21 protein-coding genes are annotated in these 17,267 nt (G+C 71.9%); 9 read left to right on the forward strand and 12 right to left on the reverse strand.

The genetic code is table 11. From position 1 onward, the window contains the following. The first annotated feature begins 256 nt into the window (after window positions 1–256). Window positions 257–1,483: a phosphoserine phosphatase SerB gene (gene serB / locus IAG43_RS06555; RefSeq protein WP_187739813.1), complete on the forward strand. Its 1,227-nt coding sequence runs from the start codon at window positions 257–259 to the stop codon at window positions 1,481–1,483. A 192-nt stretch (window positions 1,484–1,675) separates the two neighbouring features. On the opposite strand, the gene IAG43_RS06560 is transcribed toward serB, so the two are convergent. From IAG43_RS06560 to IAG43_RS06570, 4 genes are all read right to left on the reverse strand, one after another. Continuing rightward, window positions 1,676–2,227, reverse strand: coding sequence for a SixA phosphatase family protein (locus IAG43_RS06560; protein ID WP_187739814.1), 552 nt, complete (start codon window positions 2,225–2,227; stop codon window positions 1,676–1,678). Window positions 2,228–2,303: 76 nt separating this feature from the next. Further along, window positions 2,304–2,459, reverse strand: a complete 156-nt coding sequence (locus IAG43_RS06565; protein ID WP_425508571.1) for a hypothetical protein — start codon at window positions 2,457–2,459, stop codon at window positions 2,304–2,306. A gap of 483 nt (window positions 2,460–2,942) precedes the next feature. After that, entirely contained in the window at window positions 2,943–3,059 is a 117-nt protein-coding gene (locus IAG43_RS34935) for an SGM_5486 family transporter-associated protein (protein ID WP_280521568.1), read from the reverse strand. A 4-nt stretch (window positions 3,060–3,063) separates the two neighbouring features. Then, window positions 3,064–4,371 (reverse strand): CynX/NimT family MFS transporter, encoded by a 1,308-nt coding sequence (locus IAG43_RS06570; RefSeq protein WP_187739816.1) that lies wholly within the window; start codon window positions 4,369–4,371, stop codon window positions 3,064–3,066. A gap of 84 nt (window positions 4,372–4,455) precedes the next feature. On the opposite strand from IAG43_RS06570, the gene IAG43_RS06575 reads away from it, so the two are divergent. Beyond that, window positions 4,456–5,142, forward strand: coding sequence for a FadR/GntR family transcriptional regulator (locus IAG43_RS06575; protein WP_187739817.1), 687 nt, complete (start codon window positions 4,456–4,458; stop codon window positions 5,140–5,142). Here IAG43_RS06575 and IAG43_RS06580 read toward each other — a convergent pair. The 6 genes from IAG43_RS06580 to IAG43_RS06605 all read right to left on the reverse strand — a co-directional run bounded on the left by IAG43_RS06580 (window position 5,105) and on the right by IAG43_RS06605 (window position 9,286). Next, a complete protein-coding gene (locus IAG43_RS06580; RefSeq protein ID WP_187739818.1) occupies window positions 5,105–5,479 on the reverse strand; it encodes a hypothetical protein in 375 nt (124 codons plus the stop codon). The two genes, IAG43_RS06575 and IAG43_RS06580, sit on opposite strands and share 38 nt — an antisense overlap. Window positions 5,480–5,657: 178 nt before the next feature. Further along, complete coding sequence (gene fabI / locus IAG43_RS06585) at window positions 5,658–6,425, reverse strand: enoyl-ACP reductase FabI (protein ID WP_187739819.1); 768 nt, start codon at window positions 6,423–6,425, stop codon at window positions 5,658–5,660. A 3-nt stretch (window positions 6,426–6,428) separates the two neighbouring features. Further along, entirely contained in the window at window positions 6,429–7,133 is a 705-nt protein-coding gene (fabG, locus tag IAG43_RS06590; protein ID WP_187739820.1) for a 3-oxoacyl-[acyl-carrier-protein] reductase, read from the reverse strand. 247 nt (window positions 7,134–7,380) lie between these two features. Beyond that, window positions 7,381–8,295, reverse strand: coding sequence for a helix-turn-helix transcriptional regulator (locus IAG43_RS06595; RefSeq protein ID WP_187739821.1), 915 nt, complete (start codon window positions 8,293–8,295; stop codon window positions 7,381–7,383). Between the two features lie 115 nt (window positions 8,296–8,410). After that, window positions 8,411–8,683: a hypothetical protein gene (locus IAG43_RS06600; RefSeq protein WP_187739822.1), complete on the reverse strand. Its 273-nt coding sequence runs from the start codon at window positions 8,681–8,683 to the stop codon at window positions 8,411–8,413. Between the two features lie 135 nt (window positions 8,684–8,818). After that, window positions 8,819–9,286 (reverse strand): ATP-binding protein, encoded by a 468-nt coding sequence (locus IAG43_RS06605; RefSeq protein ID WP_187739823.1) that lies wholly within the window; start codon window positions 9,284–9,286, stop codon window positions 8,819–8,821. A 159-nt stretch (window positions 9,287–9,445) separates the two neighbouring features. Between IAG43_RS06605 and IAG43_RS06610 the strand changes: the two genes are divergently transcribed. From IAG43_RS06610 to tyrS, 5 genes are all read left to right on the forward strand, one after another. Further along, complete coding sequence (locus tag IAG43_RS06610; RefSeq protein ID WP_187739824.1) at window positions 9,446–10,300, forward strand: helix-turn-helix domain-containing protein; 855 nt, start codon at window positions 9,446–9,448, stop codon at window positions 10,298–10,300. After that, complete coding sequence (locus IAG43_RS06615; protein WP_187739825.1) at window positions 10,297–10,497, forward strand: DUF397 domain-containing protein; 201 nt, start codon at window positions 10,297–10,299, stop codon at window positions 10,495–10,497. Before IAG43_RS06610 ends, IAG43_RS06615 begins: the two co-directional genes overlap by 4 nt. A gap of 112 nt (window positions 10,498–10,609) precedes the next feature. Beyond that, entirely contained in the window at window positions 10,610–12,133 is a 1,524-nt protein-coding gene (locus IAG43_RS06620) for a TldD/PmbA family protein (RefSeq protein WP_187739826.1), read from the forward strand. After that, on the forward strand, window positions 12,130–13,524 hold the full coding sequence (locus IAG43_RS06625; RefSeq protein WP_187739827.1) for a TldD/PmbA family protein: 1,395 nt from the start codon (window positions 12,130–12,132) through the stop codon (window positions 13,522–13,524). The genes IAG43_RS06620 and IAG43_RS06625 overlap by 4 nt, the downstream gene beginning before the upstream one ends. 90 nt (window positions 13,525–13,614) lie before the next feature. Continuing rightward, a complete protein-coding gene (gene tyrS, locus IAG43_RS06630) occupies window positions 13,615–14,883 on the forward strand; it encodes a tyrosine--tRNA ligase (protein ID WP_187739828.1) in 1,269 nt (422 codons plus the stop codon). Between the two features lie 82 nt (window positions 14,884–14,965). Here the strand turns inward: tyrS and IAG43_RS06635 are convergent, their stop codons facing one another. After that, window positions 14,966–15,244, reverse strand: a complete 279-nt coding sequence (locus tag IAG43_RS06635) for a GlsB/YeaQ/YmgE family stress response membrane protein (RefSeq protein WP_187739829.1) — start codon at window positions 15,242–15,244, stop codon at window positions 14,966–14,968. A 199-nt stretch (window positions 15,245–15,443) separates the two neighbouring features. On the opposite strand from IAG43_RS06635, the gene IAG43_RS06640 reads away from it, so the two are divergent. Next, window positions 15,444–15,806, forward strand: a complete 363-nt coding sequence (locus tag IAG43_RS06640) for a DUF3099 domain-containing protein (RefSeq protein WP_246574095.1) — start codon at window positions 15,444–15,446, stop codon at window positions 15,804–15,806. Window positions 15,807–15,940: 134 nt separating this feature from the next. Further along, window positions 15,941–16,180 carry a hypothetical protein gene (locus IAG43_RS06645; RefSeq protein WP_187739830.1) on the forward strand — a complete coding sequence of 80 codons (240 nt, stop codon included), beginning with the start codon at window positions 15,941–15,943 and terminating at the stop codon, window positions 16,178–16,180. Here IAG43_RS06645 and moaA read toward each other — a convergent pair. Next, the gene (gene moaA / locus IAG43_RS06650) at window positions 16,163–17,152 is read right to left on the reverse strand and encodes a GTP 3',8-cyclase MoaA (protein WP_187739831.1); all 990 of its coding nucleotides are present in this window, start codon (window positions 17,150–17,152) and stop codon (window positions 16,163–16,165) included. The genes IAG43_RS06645 and moaA overlap by 18 nt on opposite strands. Between the last annotated feature and the right edge of the window lie 115 nt (window positions 17,153–17,267).

Here is a 17,267-nt window from a genome sequence, read left to right on the forward strand (position 1 = left end):
CCGGAAGCCAGGCCTTGTGAAGACCCTGTTCGGTACGGAGTTGGAACCTTCGTCGCCGCTTCGTCGCCGACGCCGCACGGCCGCCCTCCCCCGGCGGCACCCCATCCCGGCACGAACCGGCACGGCTCACCACCCACACCCCCGAACGGTGCCGACCGGGACGCTCCGGACCAGTCGGCCGGGCCGGGGGCACGGCTGTCCGGCAGGCGGGACGGAGGCCCTCCCCGGCCCGCCCGCCCGATACGGTGGTAGCACCATGAGCGCTTCGCAGACCTCTCCCGGCACCGACGTCCCCACCCTTCTCGTCAAGATCTTCGGGAAGGACCGGCCCGGCATCACCGCGGGCCTCTTCGACACCCTCGCGGCCTACGCGGTCGACGTCGTCGACATCGAGCAGGTCGTCTCCCGCGGCAGGCTCGTCCTGTGCGCCCTCGTCACGGCCCCGGCCGCCGGCGTGGCCACCGAAGGAGACCTGCGCGCCACCGTCCACAGCTGGGCGGAGTCGCTGAAGCTCCAGGCCGAGATCATCTCCGGCACCGGCGACAACCGGCCCCGCGGCAGCGGCCGTTCCCACGTGACCGTGCTCGGGCACCCGCTGACGGCCGAGTCCACCGCCGCCATAGCGGCCACCATCGCCGGCACCGGCGCCAACATCGACCGCATCTTCCGCCTCGCGAAGTACCCGGTGACCGCGGTCGAGTTCGCCGTCTCCGGCGTGGAGACCGAGCCGCTGCGCACCGCCCTCGCCACCCGGGCCCACGGCATCGGCGTCGACGTCGCCGTCGTCTCGGCCGGGCTGCACCGGCGCGCCCAGCGGCTGATCGTGATGGACGTCGACTCCACCCTGATCCAGGACGAGGTCATCGAACTCTTCGCCGCCCACGCGGGCTGCGAGTCCGAGGTGGCCGAGGTGACGGCCGCCGCCATGCGCGGCGAACTGGACTTCGAGCAGTCGCTGCACGCCCGGGTGGCGCTGCTGGAGGGCCTCGACGCCTCGGTGGTCGACAAGGTGCGGGCCGAGGTGCGGCTGACCCCCGGCGCACGCACCCTGATCCGCACCCTGAAGCGGCTTGGCTACCAGGTCGGCGTGGTGTCCGGCGGCTTCACCCAGGTCACCGACGACCTCAAGGAGCGCCTGGGGCTGGACTTCGCCTCGGCGAACACCCTGGAGATCGTGGACGGCAGGCTCACCGGCCGGGTCGTCGGCGACATCGTCGACCGGGCGGGCAAGGCGCGGCTGCTGCGCGCCTTCGCGGCCGAGGCCGGCGTCCCGCTGGCCCAGACCGTGGCGATCGGCGACGGCGCGAACGACCTGGACATGCTCAACGCGGCGGGTCTCGGCGTCGCCTTCAACGCCAAGCCCGTCGTCCGGGAGGCCGCGCACACCGCCGTCAACGTGCCGTTCCTGGACACCGTGCTGTACCTGCTCGGCATCACCCGCGAAGAGGTGGAGGCCGCGGACGGCGGCCCCGCCGACCACTGACCGGCCGGACCGTACGCGAGGCCCCCGCGCATCCCGTGCGCGGGGGCCTCGCGGTGCCGCCGGCCGGACCGGCGGCGGTGGTGGTCGTACGGTGGCGGTGTCGGTGGTCGCACGGTGCGGTGCGGTGACCGTGCGGTGCGGTGCGGTGGCCGTGCGGTGGCGGGAGAAACGCCCCGGTCGCACGGTCGCCGGTCAGTCGTGCGGGGTCCAGTAGTCGACGAGCGTGCCGACCCCGTGCTCGACGTCCTTCCACGACCCGCCGAACGACACCACCGCGAAAGCGGATGTCGGGAAACCGTCCCGGCGCATACGGGAGAGCGCGTCGCCCTCCACACTCCCCGCGAGCGCGTCCGCGAGCGCGTGCATCCCGGGATTGTGGCCGATCACCAGCAGATCGGCCACATCGTCGGGCGTCTCGCCGAGCAGCGCCAGCAGATCGCCCAGGGACGCCTCGTACAGCCGCTCCTCGTAGACGGTCCGCGGGCGGTGCGGCAGTTCCTGGACGGCGAGCTTCCACGTCTCGCGCGTCCTGACGGCCGTCGAGCACAGGGCGAGGTCGAAGGGGATACCGGCATCGGCGAGCCGGCGGCCGGCGACGGGCGCGTCTTTTCGGCCGCGCTCGGCAAGTGGACGGTCGTGGTCGGACACCTGGGGCCAGTCGGCCTTCGCGTGCCGGAGGAGAACGATCCTGCGGGATACGGGAGATCCGGGGGGTGTCCCCCCGGAAGACACAGCGGCGCTCATGAAACCCAGCTTCGCATGAATTGCGCCAGTGGGCGCAGGGAGTTGACCGCTCACCCCTCGAAGGGGGACGGTGCCGTCAGCGCGCCAGCAGCGCGTGGATCCGCTCGATGACCTGCCCCGCACCCGGGGCGCTCCCGCCCGCCGCATGCGCCTCCGCGGGCCCGGCGATCAGCGTCAGCAGCGCGACGAAGGCAAGCACCGGCAGCGCCAGCGCCCACCAGGGCAGACGCACAGCCCCGGCACCGGAGGTCCGGAGAGGGACAGAGGTCTGCGTGCGGTCCGGCATGGCCGCCTCCCGGGGGTCCGTCGATTCAGTACCCCGAATCTACGGACCACGGAAGACCCGGCCCATCCGGTGAGCCACCCACTTCCCCCTGAGCCTGACCCCCTAGGGGACGGTGGTGCCGGCACCACCTTTTGTTTCGAAGCTCGGTTCGCCTCCGGGGCGCCTGCCTTTTCGGTGGCTCGGTTCGCCTCCGGGGCGCTCAGGACGGTCCCGACGGTCGACCTTGCTCGGTCCCTCGTTCCTCGGGACCTCCGCGCGCTCTCCCTTTCGGCACCGCCGCGCCCCTTCGGCTCACTCGCCGCACGAGGGGCACCGCACCCGCACGCGCAACCCGCGCCGGCGCGCGCACGCAGCCGGACCCCGTGCAAGGAGCAGCCCCCACCCCGCGCGGCCGGGTCGGCGCCGCGGGGCGGGGACGGCGCGGGAAGGTCAGGGGGCCGCGATGGTGGCGATGATCGAGATGACCACGCCGATGAGGAGGATGAGGCCGAAGATCCCGAGGAGCTTCCGCTGGCCGTTCTGGGGGTTCGGTTCGAGCACTGGCATGGGATCAGTCTCGCACCCGCCCGCCGTCCTCGATCGTCCGGTCCCGCCCCGCGAACACGCCGGCCACCATCTGCGGGACCAGCAGCCCGGCCATCAGCAGCAGCGGCACGGTCCAGCCGCCGCTGTGCTGGTAGAGCACACCGACCAGCAGCGGCCCGGGAATCGAGATCAGATAGCCCGCGGACTGGGCGAACGCCGAGAGCCTGACGACCCCGGCGCCGGTGCGGGACCTCATGCCGATCATGGTCAGCGCGAGCGGGAACGCACAGTTCGACACACCCAGCAGCAGGGCCCACGCCCACGCCCCGGCGGCGGGTGCGAGGAACAGGCCGAGGTAACCGGTCATGCCGCACAGCCCGAGGGCGACGACGATCGGGCCCTGGTTGCGCATCCGGGCCGCGAGCCGCGGGATGACGAACGCCAGCGGGATTCCCATGGCCATGGTCACCGCGAGCAGGACGCCCGCGGTCGACGCGGACACACCGGCGTCGCGGAAGATCTGCGGCATCCAGCCCATGGTGATGTAGGCGCCCGTCGCCTGGAGGCCGAAGAAGCAGGCGAGGGCCCACGCGGTCGGACTCCGGGTGATCGGGGGCGCGGGGGTGTCCGCCGCGCGGGCGGCCGGACCGCCCGGCACGGAACGGGAGCCCGAACCGGAACCGCTGCGGTCGCGGAGCAGGGCGAGCCAGGGCAGCACGGCGGCGGCCGCGAGCACGGCCCAGACGCCCAGCCCGGCACGCCAACTGCCGCCCAGGGCCGAGGTCATGGGGACCGTGGCGGCCGCGGCGAGGGAGGTGCCGGCGGCGAGGGCCATGGAGTAGACGCCCGTCATCGGGCCGACCCGGTCGGGGAAGTAGTCCTTCACGATGACCGGCATCAGCACATTGCTCACGGCGATGCCCACCAGGGCGAGCGCGGTCGCGGCGAGGAAGGCGGCGGAGCCGCCCGCGAAGGGGCGGATCACCAGACCGGCGGTGATGGCGGCCATGCCGGCGCACACGACGGCCGCCGGGCCGAAGCGCCGGGCGAGCCGCGGGGCAGTGGTGCCGAAGACCGCGAAGCACAGTGCAGGCACCGAGGTGAGCAGCCCGGTGACCGCGCCGCTCATGTGGAGGTCGACCCGGGCCTCCTCCAGGAGCGCGCCGAGGCTGGTGACGGCGGGCCGGAGGTTGAGCGCGGCGAGGACGATGCCGGCGACGACGAGCCGCGTCGCCCAGACCGTGCGCGCTCCGGGCGCGGGCCGGGCGGGAGAATCCTGGGACGACGGGGCGGCCGCGCGAGCGCGTCTCAGGGTGCGGATCTCGTCAGACATGAACACCATCATAGAATCATGGGATGATTGGTTGTCCACTCGTGCACGGCACGGGCCGGGACGGCCTTCACGAAAGGGAGCACCATGGCGCTGACCTCCCCCCGGCGTTCCGCGCTGTCGGACCAGGTCATCGGGCAGTTGCGGAACCAGATCACGTCCGGCGAGTGGCCGGTCGGCTCGCGCATCCCGACCGAGCCCGAGCTCGTCGAGCAGCTGGGCGTCGCCCGCAACACGGTCCGCGAGGCCGTGCGGGCGCTGGCGCACAACGGGCTGCTGGACATCCGGCAGGGGTCGGGGACGTACGTGGTGGCCACCAGCGAACTGGCCGGGGTGATGCACCGGCGGTTCGCCGACGCCGACCCGCGTCACGTCGCCGAGCTGCGCTCCACGCTGGAGTCGTCGGGCGCCAGGCTCGCCGCCGAGCGGCGCACCGCAAAGGACCTGGCCCAGTTGGAGGCGCTGCTGGACCGCCGTGAGGAGGCGTGGGACTCGGGCGACGCCGAGCTGTTCGTGGCGGCGGACGCGACCTTCCACCTGGCCGTGGTGGCGGCCTCGCACAACGAGGTGCTCACGGGGCTGTACGCGGACCTCGCGGACCTGCTGCGCGACTGGCTCCGCGACGACGTGGGCGGCGAGCTGCGGCCGGCCCACCACATGGACCACGCGCGCCTGGTGGAGGCGATCCGGGCGGGCGACGGGGACACAGCGGCCGCCGAGGCGGCGAGCTACCCGTTCATGTGTCTCGCGCGGCCCGCTGAGGCTGGTGGCTGACCCAGACCGCGCGTATCTCCTTCCAGCAGCGCTGGGTGAGCTCGGCGTAGCCGGCCGGGAACAGTTCGACGGCGGCCGTGTCGGCGTCGAGGTCCCACCACCGGTCGCACTCGACGTGCAGCCGCACGCGGTCGGAGCCGGGGGTGGGGTTGTGGCAGTACGCGGTGACGGTCGAGCCGTCGATACGGGTGCGGCAGTCGGCCCGGTAGACCGGCGCCTCGGGGGCCGCGACCCCGGGCGGGTCGTCCTGGAGGCGCGAGATCTGCGCGGCCGCCGGGACCGTCAGCATCAGTGCAGCGGCGGCGAGGACGGAGGCGTCACGCCATGTCGTACGCACAAGCAGGACCCCCTCGGCCGAACTGCGGCGCGCGACGCCGCAAAAGCACCACAAGGAAGATTGCTCACTCAGGATCGCCGCCCCCGGGTCCGGCCGCCCATCCGCAGGGCCGAACGGGCGACGCCCCGCACTCCGCTGCGCGCGGGGTGCGGGGCGTCGCCGATGGCGTCTTCGCCGGTCAGGCGCCCATGATGTGGACGCCGCCGTCGACGTGGACGATCTCGCCCGTGGTCTTCGGGAACCAGTCGGACAGCAGTGCGACCACGCCGCGTCCGGCGGGCTCCGGGTCGGCCATGTCCCACTCCAGCGGGGAGCGGTCGTCCCACACCTTGGCCAGGTCGGTGAAGCCGGGGATGGACTTCGCCGCCATGGAGCCGATCGGACCGGCCGAGATCAGGTTGCAGCGGATCTGCTGCTTGCCGAGGTCGCGGGCGAGGTAGCGGCTGGTGGCCTCCAGGGCGGCCTTGGCCGGGCCCATCCAGTCGTACTGCGGCCAGGCGAACTGCGCGTCGAAGGTCAGGCCGACGACCGAGCCGCCCTCCTCCATCAGCGGGAGGCACGCCATGGTGAGCGACTTCAGCGAGAACGCCGAGACGTGCATGGCCGTCGACACGGACTCGAACGGCGTGTTGAGGAAGTTGCCGCCGAGGGCGTCCTGCGGGGCGAAGCCGATGGAGTGGACGACGCCGTCCAGCCCGCCGAGCTCCTCACGCACCAGACCGGCCAGCCGGTCCAGGTGCTCGTCGTTGGTGACGTCGAGCTCGATGACCTTGGCGGGCTTCGGGAGCTTGCGGGCGATGCGCTCGGTCAGCGTGGGCCGGGGGAACGCCGTCAGGATGACCTCGGCGCCCTGCTCCTGGGCCAGCCTGGCGGTGTGGAAGGCGATGGAGGACTCCATCAGCACACCGGTGACGAGAATGCGCTTGCCGGCGAGGATTCCACTCATTGATCAGTGACCCATGCCCAATCCGCCGTCGACGGGAACGACGGCTCCAGTGATGTACGAGGCGTCGTCGGAGGCGAGGAACGTCACCGCGGCGGCGATCTCCTCCGGCTGCGCGTAACGGCCGAGCGGCACCTGGGCGACGATGCCGGCGCGCTGCTCGTCGGTGAGCACCTGGGTCATGTCGGTGTCGACAAAACCGGGGGCGACGACGTTGAAGGTGATGTTGCGCGACCCGAGCTCACGGGCGAGCGAGCGGGCGAAGCCCACGAGCCCGGCCTTGGAGGCCGCGTAGTTGGCCTGGCCGGCGGAGCCGAGCAGGCCCACCACCGAGGAGATCAGCACGACGCGGCCCTTCCGGGCGCGGAGCATGCCGCGGTTGGCGCGCTTGACGACACGGAAGGTGCCCGTGAGGTTGGTCTCGAGGACGGACGTGAAGTCCTCCTCCGACATGCGCATCAGCAACTGGTCCCTGGTGACGCCGGCGTTGGCGACCAGCACCTCCACGGGACCGTGCTTCTCCTCGATCTCCTTGTAGGCCTGCTCCACCTGCTCGGCGTCGGTGATGTCGCACCGGACGGCCAGGAAGCCGGCCGGGGGCTCCCCCGACCGGTAGGTGATCGCGACGTTGTCGCCGCCCGCCGCGAACGCGCGGGCGATGGCGAGGCCGATGCCCCGGTTTCCTCCGGTGACGAGAACCGAGCGGCTCAACGGATCACCCTTTCCCTCTGCGGTCTGGTACGTCTGCAAACTATCGGTCCGGGGCCCCGTACGGAGAATCGGGCCGTGACAGCGCCGTGTGTCCGCCGCTGTCGGGTCCCTACATACACAGGCCCCGGCCGGTGCCACACCGACGGGGGCCGGAGGAGTGCCCGGACGGCCGCACGGGCTGTCCGCGCCCCCGCCCCGGCCGAAGAAGCGGACCGTGAAAGCAGAGCGTCGAGAGAGGAGAGAGGGCTCAGCCCAGACCGACGGGAGTGATCGGCGGGACGGGAGTACCGTCCGGACCGTTCGTCTGGACCAGCAGCAGATCCCCGACGGTGGCTTCGCGGCCCAGGCCCAGCTCGGACATGGGCACCGCACCCGGCGCCTTCGCGGTGCCGACCGGCTGGAGATGCAGTTCGCCCTTGGCACCCTGACAGGCGAGAACGGCCCAGACCTCGTCGTGTCCGATGCGCGAGATGACACTGCTCAACCGGTCGGGCAGAACGGCGCACACGACAGTGAGCCGCTGATGCTCCGCTCTGGGCACGGGGATCGCCGCCATGCGCTCCAGGACTCCGGGCAGCGCCAGCGTGCCCTCCAGCAGACGCTGGACGTCCTCACGCTCCTGGTCCCTGCCGTCACCCGTCTCCGCGGCCGTGAAGTGCACCAGCGGAAGGCCGTCGTCCAGCGTGCGCTGCCATTTCGGCAGCAGGAAGTCGATGGTCAGCGCTTCCTCGCGGGTCGGTGGGTGTACGTCGTCACCTTCGCCGAACTGGGCCAGCCAGGCGTTCACGTCTCCCCACCTCCAGACAGGCGAGCGCCCCGCGATCCCTTCGGGATCGGGGAAGGGCAGCTTGTCCTGGCGCCGCTCGCCGCTCAGCCATTGCTGAACGTTCTGCCGGGTGCGACCCGCACGCTCCGCGATGTCGGAGACCCCTACGAGGTCGGGATCGACGCGCAGCAGACGGAGTGCGGGCAGAGAGGTCCGCAGTCGCACGACGATCCGGTGCGCCGCGTCGATGGCGTTCGCACCGCTCTCCGACACGTCGAGAAAGTGCCGGTCACGGTGGCGCGTCAGCACACCACCGAACACTTCGTGGACGACCGCGAATGCCGCGTCGTCCTCCACATCGATGCCGTCCACGACGAAGTGGAACTCGTACTCCATGGCGCCCCAGCCCCCCATGAGTGTGCCTGTTCGCTTCCTGGTTCCTCTACGCCTGCGCCTTTCGATTCCAGGTAACGTCCCCCTGGCGCAAGCTTCGCCGAGGCATGCGGCGTTGTCAATTGACAACGCCGCCACGCAATGCTGCGCGCGGGTCGTCCGGAGGCAGCGGACACCACTTCGCCTTGCGGCCTATTCGGCGCGCCTCCTGGCCGGGGTTCTTCGGCGTGCCGCCGACGCGGATCACCGTGCAGTGGTCGGGGCAGGGGCAGTACAGAGTGCCCCAGTGGGCCTCCGAGCGCAGAACCCAGCCTCCCTCGACGAGCCGCTTGAGAACCGCCCTGACCTCCTTGCTCGGATGGTCCGCCGCAGCGATCTCGCGTCCGACCACGTACGCCTCCACACGCCTTCGCCCGTAGCAGAGCTGACCGTCAACTCAAGCAGGCGGACAACCATACCGGCCGCCACGGACAGTGGCTGAAAAGGCAACTCCTGGCCAGAAGCCGGATGTTACGGAGAAAGATCATCAACTACCCACGAACGGGGTAGCACTCGACGCGCCGTTGACGGCAAGCTCGGCCCACACGGTCTTCCCCGGCCCCGCCCGGTCGGCGACACCCCAGCTCGCGGCGACGGCCGACACGAGGAGCAGGCCCCGTCCCCCCTCGGCGTCGGCGGGCGGTTCCGGGGCGGCGGCGGGGCGGCGCGGGTGGGTGTCGGAGACCTCGACGCGGACGCTTCCCGCGCCCGCGTCCCAGGCGAGCCTCAACGCGGCGCCCCGGCCGGGGACGCGGCCGTGCAGGACCGCGTTGGCCGCGAGTTCGGCGACGACGAGACAGACGGCGTCGGAGTCCGGGTGGCCGGGGGGAAACCCCCAGAGGCCGAGGCGGCGGGCGGCGAGCCGGCGGGCGTGTGCCGCGCCCCTGCGGGTCGCGGGGAAGCGATGGGCGAACACACGTACGGTGACGGCCTCCTGGGCCGTGGATCCTGGCATGCCCGTCAGCCTCCCCGGGGCCCACTCGCCGTCACCAGGCACGGAGCCGAAACAGACCCGCCTGTACCAGGACACGCTCTGGACCGGGTGGGTGACTCCCCGTCACCATGGATCGGTTGGGCGGGTCGGTGAGACGTGAGCACGGGAGGCACCACGGCGATGAGGACGGACCACGGAGGAGGCGCCGGGGCGAACGGCGGCGAAGCGGAACTCTCGGACAGCCTGCGGACCTTCGGCGTCGTCCTGAAGGCGCTCCGCGAGGAGTCCGGCCTCACCCAGGAGGAGTTCGCCGCCCGGGTCCGGTACTCGGCCGCGTACATCGCCAAGATCGAGCAGGGCAAGCGCTTCCCCCCGTCGGACCTGCCGGGCCGCGCGGAGCAGGTCCTCGGGCCCGTCGCCCTGAAGGTCCTCACCGCGGCGGCGCGCAGTCTGTCCCGGCGGGCGGTGCTGGCCTCGTGGTTCCGGCAGTGGGCGGGCGTCGAGGAGGAGGCGATCTCCCTGTACGCGTACGAGTGCCGGGCCGTACCCGGGCTGTTGCAGCCGGAGCCGTACATCAGGGCGATCTTCGACCGGCGGCTGCCACCGGCTTGCGAGGAGCAGATCGAGCGTGAGGTGACCTCGCGGCTAGACCGGCAGCGCCTCCTCGCCGCCAACCAGAACACCGCGTTCAGCTTCGTCATCGAGGAGAGCGTGATCGCACGCCGCATGGGAGGCCGCGAGGTCACCGGCCATGTCATCCGGCACCTCCTGGAGATGAGCGCACGCCGCAACGTGGAGATCCAGATCATGCCCGCCGTCCAGGAGGACCACTGCGGCATCGACGGGCAGATGTACCTGGCCGAGACGCCTGCCCATCAGTGGCTCGGCTACACGGAAGGGCAGCGGTCGAGCAGCCTGATCTCCGCGCCGAAGGACGTGAGCGTCCTGCTCCAGCGCTATGGGAAGCTGCGTTCACAAGCCCTGGACTGCCGGGCTACCGTGACGCTGCTGGAACGGATGCGAGGAGCGCTATGAGCACCACCGACGACCTGGACTGGCGCAAGAGCAGCTACAGCGGGAGCGAGAACGACAACTGCGTCGAGGTCGCCCTCTCCCCCCGTACCGTCCGCGTCCGCGACTCCAAGGACACCCGCGTCCCCCCGCTCGCCGTGTCGCCCACCGCCTGGGCGGCGTTCACCGCGCTCGCGGCGGGCGCCCGCGTGGACGGCTGACGCGGCCGGCGCGCACGGCACACCCGTGCGGAATCTCCGGACATGGCGGGCCACGGCCGTGATTCACTGCGTGCCGAAGCGGTCCCGGTGAGTTCCTGGAGGAAAGACGGCCGTGCCCCACGACATCGATCAATCGTTTCTCGCGCTGCCGTTGCGCGCGCTCGCCGACGCGGCGCTCGCCCGGGCCCGCGCGCTCGGCGCCGAGCACGCCGACTTCCGGCTGGAACGGGTGCGCAGCGCCTCGTGGCGGCTGCGCGACGCCAAGCCCGCCGGGTCGTCCGACACCACCGACCTGGGATACGCGGTGCGGGTGGTGCACGGCGGCGCCTGGGGATTCGCCTCCGGGGTCGACATGACCATGGACGCGGCCGCCAGGGTGGCGGGCCAGGCGGTGGCGATGGCGAAGCTGTCCGCGAAGGTGATCGCGGCCGCGGGCTCGGACGAGCGGGTGGAGCTGGCGGACGAGCCGGTGCACGCCGAGAAGACCTGGATCTCCGCCTACGGGATCAACCCCTTCGAGGTGCCGGACGAGGAGAAGACGGCCCTGCTGGCCGACTTCAGCGCGCGGCTGCTGGGTGCGGACGGCGTCGCGCACGTGGACGCCTCGCTGCTCACCGTGCAGGAGAACAAGTTCTACGCGGACACGGCGGGCACGGTCACCACGCAGCAGCGGGTGCGGCTGCACCCGCAGCTGACCGCCGTCGCCGTGGACGGCACCTCCGGCGAGTTCGACTCCATGCGCACCGTCGCACCGCCGGCCGGCCGGGGCTGGGAGTACCTGACGGGCACCGGCTGGGACTGGGACGCCGAGCTGGAGCAGATCCCGGGTCTGCTGGCGGAGAAGATGCGTGCCCCGAGCGTCGAGGCGGGCCGCTACGACCTGGTCGTCGACCCGTCGAACCTGTGGCTCACCATCCACGAGTCCATCGGCCACGCCACCGAGCTCGACCGCGCGCTCGGGTACGAGGCGGCGTACGCGGGCACCTCGTTCGCGACCTTCGACCAGCTGGGCAGGCTCGCCTACGGCTCGACCGTGATGAACGTGACCGGCGACCGCACCGCCGAGCACGGGCTGGCGACGATCGGCTACGACGACGAGGGCGTCGAGGCGCAGAGCTGGGACCTGGTGAAGGACGGTACGCTCGTCGGCTACCAGCTGGACCGCCGGATCGCGAAGCTCACCGGCCTCGGCCGCTCCAACGGCTGCGCCTTCGCCGACTCCCCCTCCCACGTGCCGGTGCAGCGGATGGCGAACGTCTCCCTCCGGCCGGACCCGGGCGGGCTGTCCACCGAGGACCTGATCGGCGGGGTGGAGCGCGGGATCTACGTCGTCGGCGACCGCTCCTGGTCGATCGACATGCAGCGCCACAACTTCCAGTTCACCGGGCAGCGCTTCTTCCGCATCGAGAACGGACGGCTGGCCGGACAGCTGCGGGACGTCGCGTACCAGGCGACGACGACCGAGTTCTGGGGGTCGATGGAACAGGTCGGCGGGCCGCAGACCTACGTCCTGGGCGGCGCGTTCAACTGCGGCAAGGCCCAGCCCGGCCAGGTCGCCGCGGTCTCACACGGCTGCCCGTCCGCCCTCTTCCGGGGCGTCAACATCTTGAACACCACCCAGGAGGCGGGGCGATGAGCGCTCGTACCACCAAGCCGCACGAGATCGTCGAGCGGGCGCTCGCGCTGTCCACGGCCGACGGCTGCGTCGTGATCGCCGACGAGCAGTCGTCGGCGAACCTCCGCTGGGCGGGCAACGCCCTGACCACCAACGGTGTGACCCGGGGGCGCACCCTCACCGTCGTCGCCACCGTGGACGGGGCCGAGGGCACGGCCTCCGGAGTGGTGTCCCGTTCGGCGGTGACCGCGGACGAGCTGGAGGCCGTCGTCCGGGCCGCCGAGGACGCCGCACGCGGCGCCGGGCCCGCGGAGGACGCGCAGCCCCTGGTGTCGGGCGTGCCCGCGTCCCCCGACTTCACCGACGCGCCGGCCGAGACCTCGTCCGCGGTCTTCACGGACTTCGCGCCGGCGCTGGGCGAGGCGTTCGCGCGGGCCCGCTCGGGCGGGCGCGAGCTCTACGGCTTCGCGAACCACGAGCTGACCTCGACGTACATCGGCACGTCCACCGGTCTGCGGCTGCGGCACGACCAGCCCACCGGCACGCTGGAGCTGAACGCCAAGTCGCCGGACCGCTCGCGCTCGGCGTGGGCCGGGCGTTCGACCCGGGACTTCAAGGACGTGGACCCCGGCGCGCTCGACGCCGAACTCGCCCGGCGCCTCGGCTGGGCCGAGCGCCGGATCGAGCTTCCGGCCGGCCGCTACGAGACGCTGCTGCCGCCCACCGCGGTGGGCGACCTGCTGATCTACCAGCTGTGGTCGTCGGCGGCCCGGGACGCGGCCGAGGGCCGCACGGTCTTCTCCCGGCCGGGCGGCGGCACCCGGGTCGGCGAGACGCTCTCCGGGCTGCCGCTCACGCTGCGCAGCAATCCGCACGAGCCGGGTCTGGAGTCGGCGCCGTTCGTGATCGCCCACTCGTCCGGCGACGACGCCTCGGTCTTCGACAACGGTCTGCCGCTGGGGCCGACGGAATGGGTGCGCGAGGGGAAGCTGGAGCGGCTCGTCACCACCCGCCACAGCGCCGGCCTGACCGGGCTGCCCGTCGCGCCGGGCGCGGACAACCTGATCCTGGACGCGGGCGGCGAGCGCTCGCTCGACGAGATGGTCGCCTCGACCGGGCGGGGCCTGCTGCTGACCTGCCTGTGGTACATCCGCGAGGTCGACCCGGCGACCCTGCTGCTGACCGGTCTGACCAGGGACGGTGTGTACCTCGTCGAGAACGGCGAGGTGGTCGGCGAGGTGAACAACTTCCGGTTCAACGAGTCGCCTGTCGGCCTGCTGGGCCGGGCCACCGAGGCCGGCCGGACGGAGAAGACCCTGCCCCGCGAGTGGGGCGACTGGTTCACCCGGGCCGCGATGCCCGCCCTGCGGGTGCCGGACTTCAACATGAGCTCGGTCAGCCAGGGCGTCTGACGGCGGTCCTCCCGCGGCCACGGGGCCGCGGGAGGGCCATAGACTGGCCCCTGTTCCCTGAACGACCACGGTACGAGGACGGAAGACACTGTGACGGACATCGTCGACGAGCTGACGTGGCGCGGGCTGATCGCCCAGTCCACGGACGAGGACGCATTGCGCAAGGCTCTCGCGGACGGCCCCGTCACGTTCTATTGCGGCTTCGACCCGACCGCGGCGTCCCTGCACGTGGGTCATCTGGTGCAGGTGCTGACCGTACGCCGCCTCCAGCAGGCGGGTCACCGTCCGCTGGCGCTGGTCGGCGGCGCGACCGGGCAGATCGGCGACCCGCGGCCCACGGCCGAGCGCACGCTCAACGACCCGGAGACCATCAGGCTGTGGGTGGACCGGCTGCGTTCACAGATCGAGCCCTTCCTCTCCTTCGAGGGGGAGAACGCCGCGATCATGGTGAACAACCTGGACTGGACCGCGGGCATGTCCGCGATCGAGTTCCTGCGGGACATCGGCAAGCACTTCCGGGTCAACAAGATGCTCACCAAGGACTCGGTCGCCCGCCGTCTCGAGTCCGAACAGGGCATCAGCTACACGGAGTTCAGCTACCAGCTGCTCCAGGGCATGGACTTCCTGGAGCTGTACCGGCGCTACGGCTGCGTGCTCCAGCAGGGCGGCAGCGACCAGTGGGGCAACCTGACCGCGGGCCTCGACCTGATCCACCGCCTGGAGCCGGACGCCCATGTCCACGCGCTGGCGACACCGCTGATGACGAAGGCGGACGGCACCAAGTTCGGCAAGTCCGAGGGCGGGGCGCTGTGGCTCGACCCGGAGATGACGACGCCGTACGCGTTCTACCAGTACTGGCTGAACACGGATGACCGGGACATCTCCCGGTTCATGCGCATCCTGTCCTTCCGTTCCCGCGCGGAGCTGGAGGAGCTGGAGCGGCAGACGGAGGAACGCCCGCAGGCCCGCGCCGCGCAGCGCGCGCTCGCGGAGGAGCTGACGACGCTGGTGCACGGGGCCGCCCAGTGCGCCGCGGTGGTGAACGCCTCCAAGGCGCTGTTCGGCCAGGGCGAGCTGGCGGAGCTGGACGAGGCGACGCTGCGCGCCGCCCTGTCGGAGCTGCCGCACGCCCGGGTGTCCGAGCTGCTGCCGGTCGTCGACCTGCTGACCGAGGTCGGCCTGGCGCCGAGCCGCTCGGGCGCGCGCCGCACCGTGAAGGAGGGCGGCGCCTACGTGAACAACGTGAAGGTGACCGCCGAGGACGCCGTGCCGGATGCCGCGGACCTGCTGCACGGGCGGTGGCTGGTGCTGCGCCGCGGCAAGCGGAACCTGGCGGCGGTCGAGGTCTCGGCCGGCTGACCGCGGACACGGCGGACGGCTGCGGCCGGGAGGGCTCGAAACCCTCCCGGCCGCAGCCGTCGGCCGTTCGCGGACCGGGTCCTCAGGCCCGTTCCCGCTTTCCGCCCTTCAGCGAGACATAGGCCATGTCTCCGAGGAACACGATCACGATCGCGGCGCCCAGCTGGAGGATGTGGCGGCCCCAGTCGATGCCGGCGGTCTCGTCGATCCCGAAGGCCCTGGCGAGGGCGTTGCCGATGATCGCGCCGATGATGCCGAAGATCGTGGTCAGCCAGAGCGGGCTGTGCTGCTTGCCCGGCAGGATCGCCTTCGCGATGAGACCGAGCACGAATCCCACGATGATCGCCCACAACCAGCCCATGGCCGCCTCCTCGTACCGCTCCGTGTGAGCCGTTACGCCTGACAGTCTCTGCCCGTGTGCGGCGCCCCGCACCTCGGGGAGGTTCGCCCGGCGGGAGGCGGACCCCCTCTCGTCGGCGTGCGGACCCGGGCGTACCGTGGGGTGACTGTCGGGAGCGCCGTCCGGGACCGCCCGGCGCGGGATGCGGGTGGTGAGCGGAATGCGCAGACGTGGTGAGCCGGAGGTCTTCCGGATCACGGGGGCACGCCAGGGTCTCGCCGACGACGTGCGGGGCAGGCAGCGGCGCTATGTGATCTCGATGTCGGTGCGGACGGTGTCGGTCGTGCTGGCCGCGGTGCTGTGGAACGTCGAACGGCACGTCGCCGTGGTGGCCCTGGCGCTGGGCGTCCTGCTGCCGTACGTCGCGGTCGTGATCGCCAACGCGGGCCGGGAGAACGCCCCTTCGCTGCCGTCGGCGTACTTCCCGGGGCCTTCGCAGGAGCCGGTGGCCGCGCTTCCCGCGGCCCCGGGCCCGGAAACCGGACAGTCCGAGAACCTCAGGAAAACCTCAGATCAATCATGAAGTTCCTGTGCACGCCGAGCCGTTACCCGTGACATACTTCGTACGCGCTCCGCATCCCCCGTCGGAGCGACGGACCGACGCCGGGCAGCTCCCCCCGTGGCTGCTCGGCGTCGCCATGTTGCGACAATGATCCGGTGAGTGACGACATCCCGGTCTGTTCCGCGAAGGGCTGCCGCGCGGCGGCCGTCTGGGTTCTCGCCTGGAACAACCCCAAGCTGCACACGCCCGAGCGCCGCAAGACATGGCTGGCCTGCGAGGAGCACCGCGAGCACCTGTCGCAGTTCCTCGGGGTGCGCGGGTTCCTGAAGGACGTGGTGGAGCTGGCCGAGTGGCAGCGCCGCGAGGCCGCCGGCGGGTCAGCCGCCGATGGCTGACATGGGCCGCTCGGGCTGGAGGAAGGACGGGTCGTCCAGTCCGGATCCGGCCTTCTTGCCCCACATGGCCTGCTTCCAGATCCGGGCGATCTCCTCGTCCGGTGCGCCGGAGCGCAGGGCCCCGCGCAGATCGGTCTCCTCGGTGGCGAAGAGGCAGGTGCGCACCTGACCGTCGGCGGTGAGCCGGGTGCGGTCGCAGGCGCGGCAGAAGGGCCGGGTCACGGAGGCGATGACCCCGACGCGGGCGGGCCCTCCGTCGACGAGCCAGCGTTCGGCGGGGGCGGAGCCGCGGGCGTCGTCGCCCTCGGGGGTGAGGGCGAACCGGGTGCGCAGGGAGGCCAGGATGTCACCCGCGGTGATCATCCCGTCGCGCTTCCAGCCGTGCTGCGCGTCCAGCGGCATCTGCTCGATGAAGCGCAGCTCGTAGTCGTGCTCGACGGCCCAGGCCAGCAGGTCGGGGGCCTCGTCGTCGTTGAGGCCGGGCATCAGGACCGCGTTGACCTTCACCGGGGTGAGCCCGGCGGCACGGGCGGCTTCGAGGCCGTCCAGCACGTCGTGGTGGCGGTTGCGCCGGGTGAGGGTCTTGAAGACGTCGGGGCGCAGGGTGTCGAGGGAGACGTTGACCCGGTCCAGGCCGGCGTCCTTCAGGGCGGCGGCGGTGCGTCCGAGGCCGATGCCGTTCGTGGTGAGGGACATCCGCGGGCGCGGCTCCAGCGCGGCGACCCGTTGGACGATGCCGACGAGTCCGGGACGCAGCAGCGGCTCGCCGCCGGTGAAGCGGACCTCTTCGATGCCGAGGTCGGCGACGGCGACGGAGATCAGCCGGACGATCTCGTCGTCGTCGAGGAGATCGGTCTTCGTCAGCCACTGCAGTCCTTCTTCGGGCATGCAGTAGGTGCACCGCAGGTTGCAGCGGTCGGTCAGGGACACGCGCAGGTCGGTGGCCACGCGGCCATAGGTGTCGATGAGCACTGTGGGCCCCCTCCCCGGTTCGTGGAAACGACGCTTTCGAGCCTACGCCAGTGCGTCGCCGGTGAACCGGTCCGATTGACACGAGCCACGGCGCGGCCGTGTCGTAGGACCCTAC

The sequence above is a fragment of the Streptomyces genisteinicus genome, from assembly GCF_014489615.1.
GTDB lineage: Bacteria > Actinomycetota > Actinomycetes > Streptomycetales > Streptomycetaceae > Streptomyces > Streptomyces genisteinicus.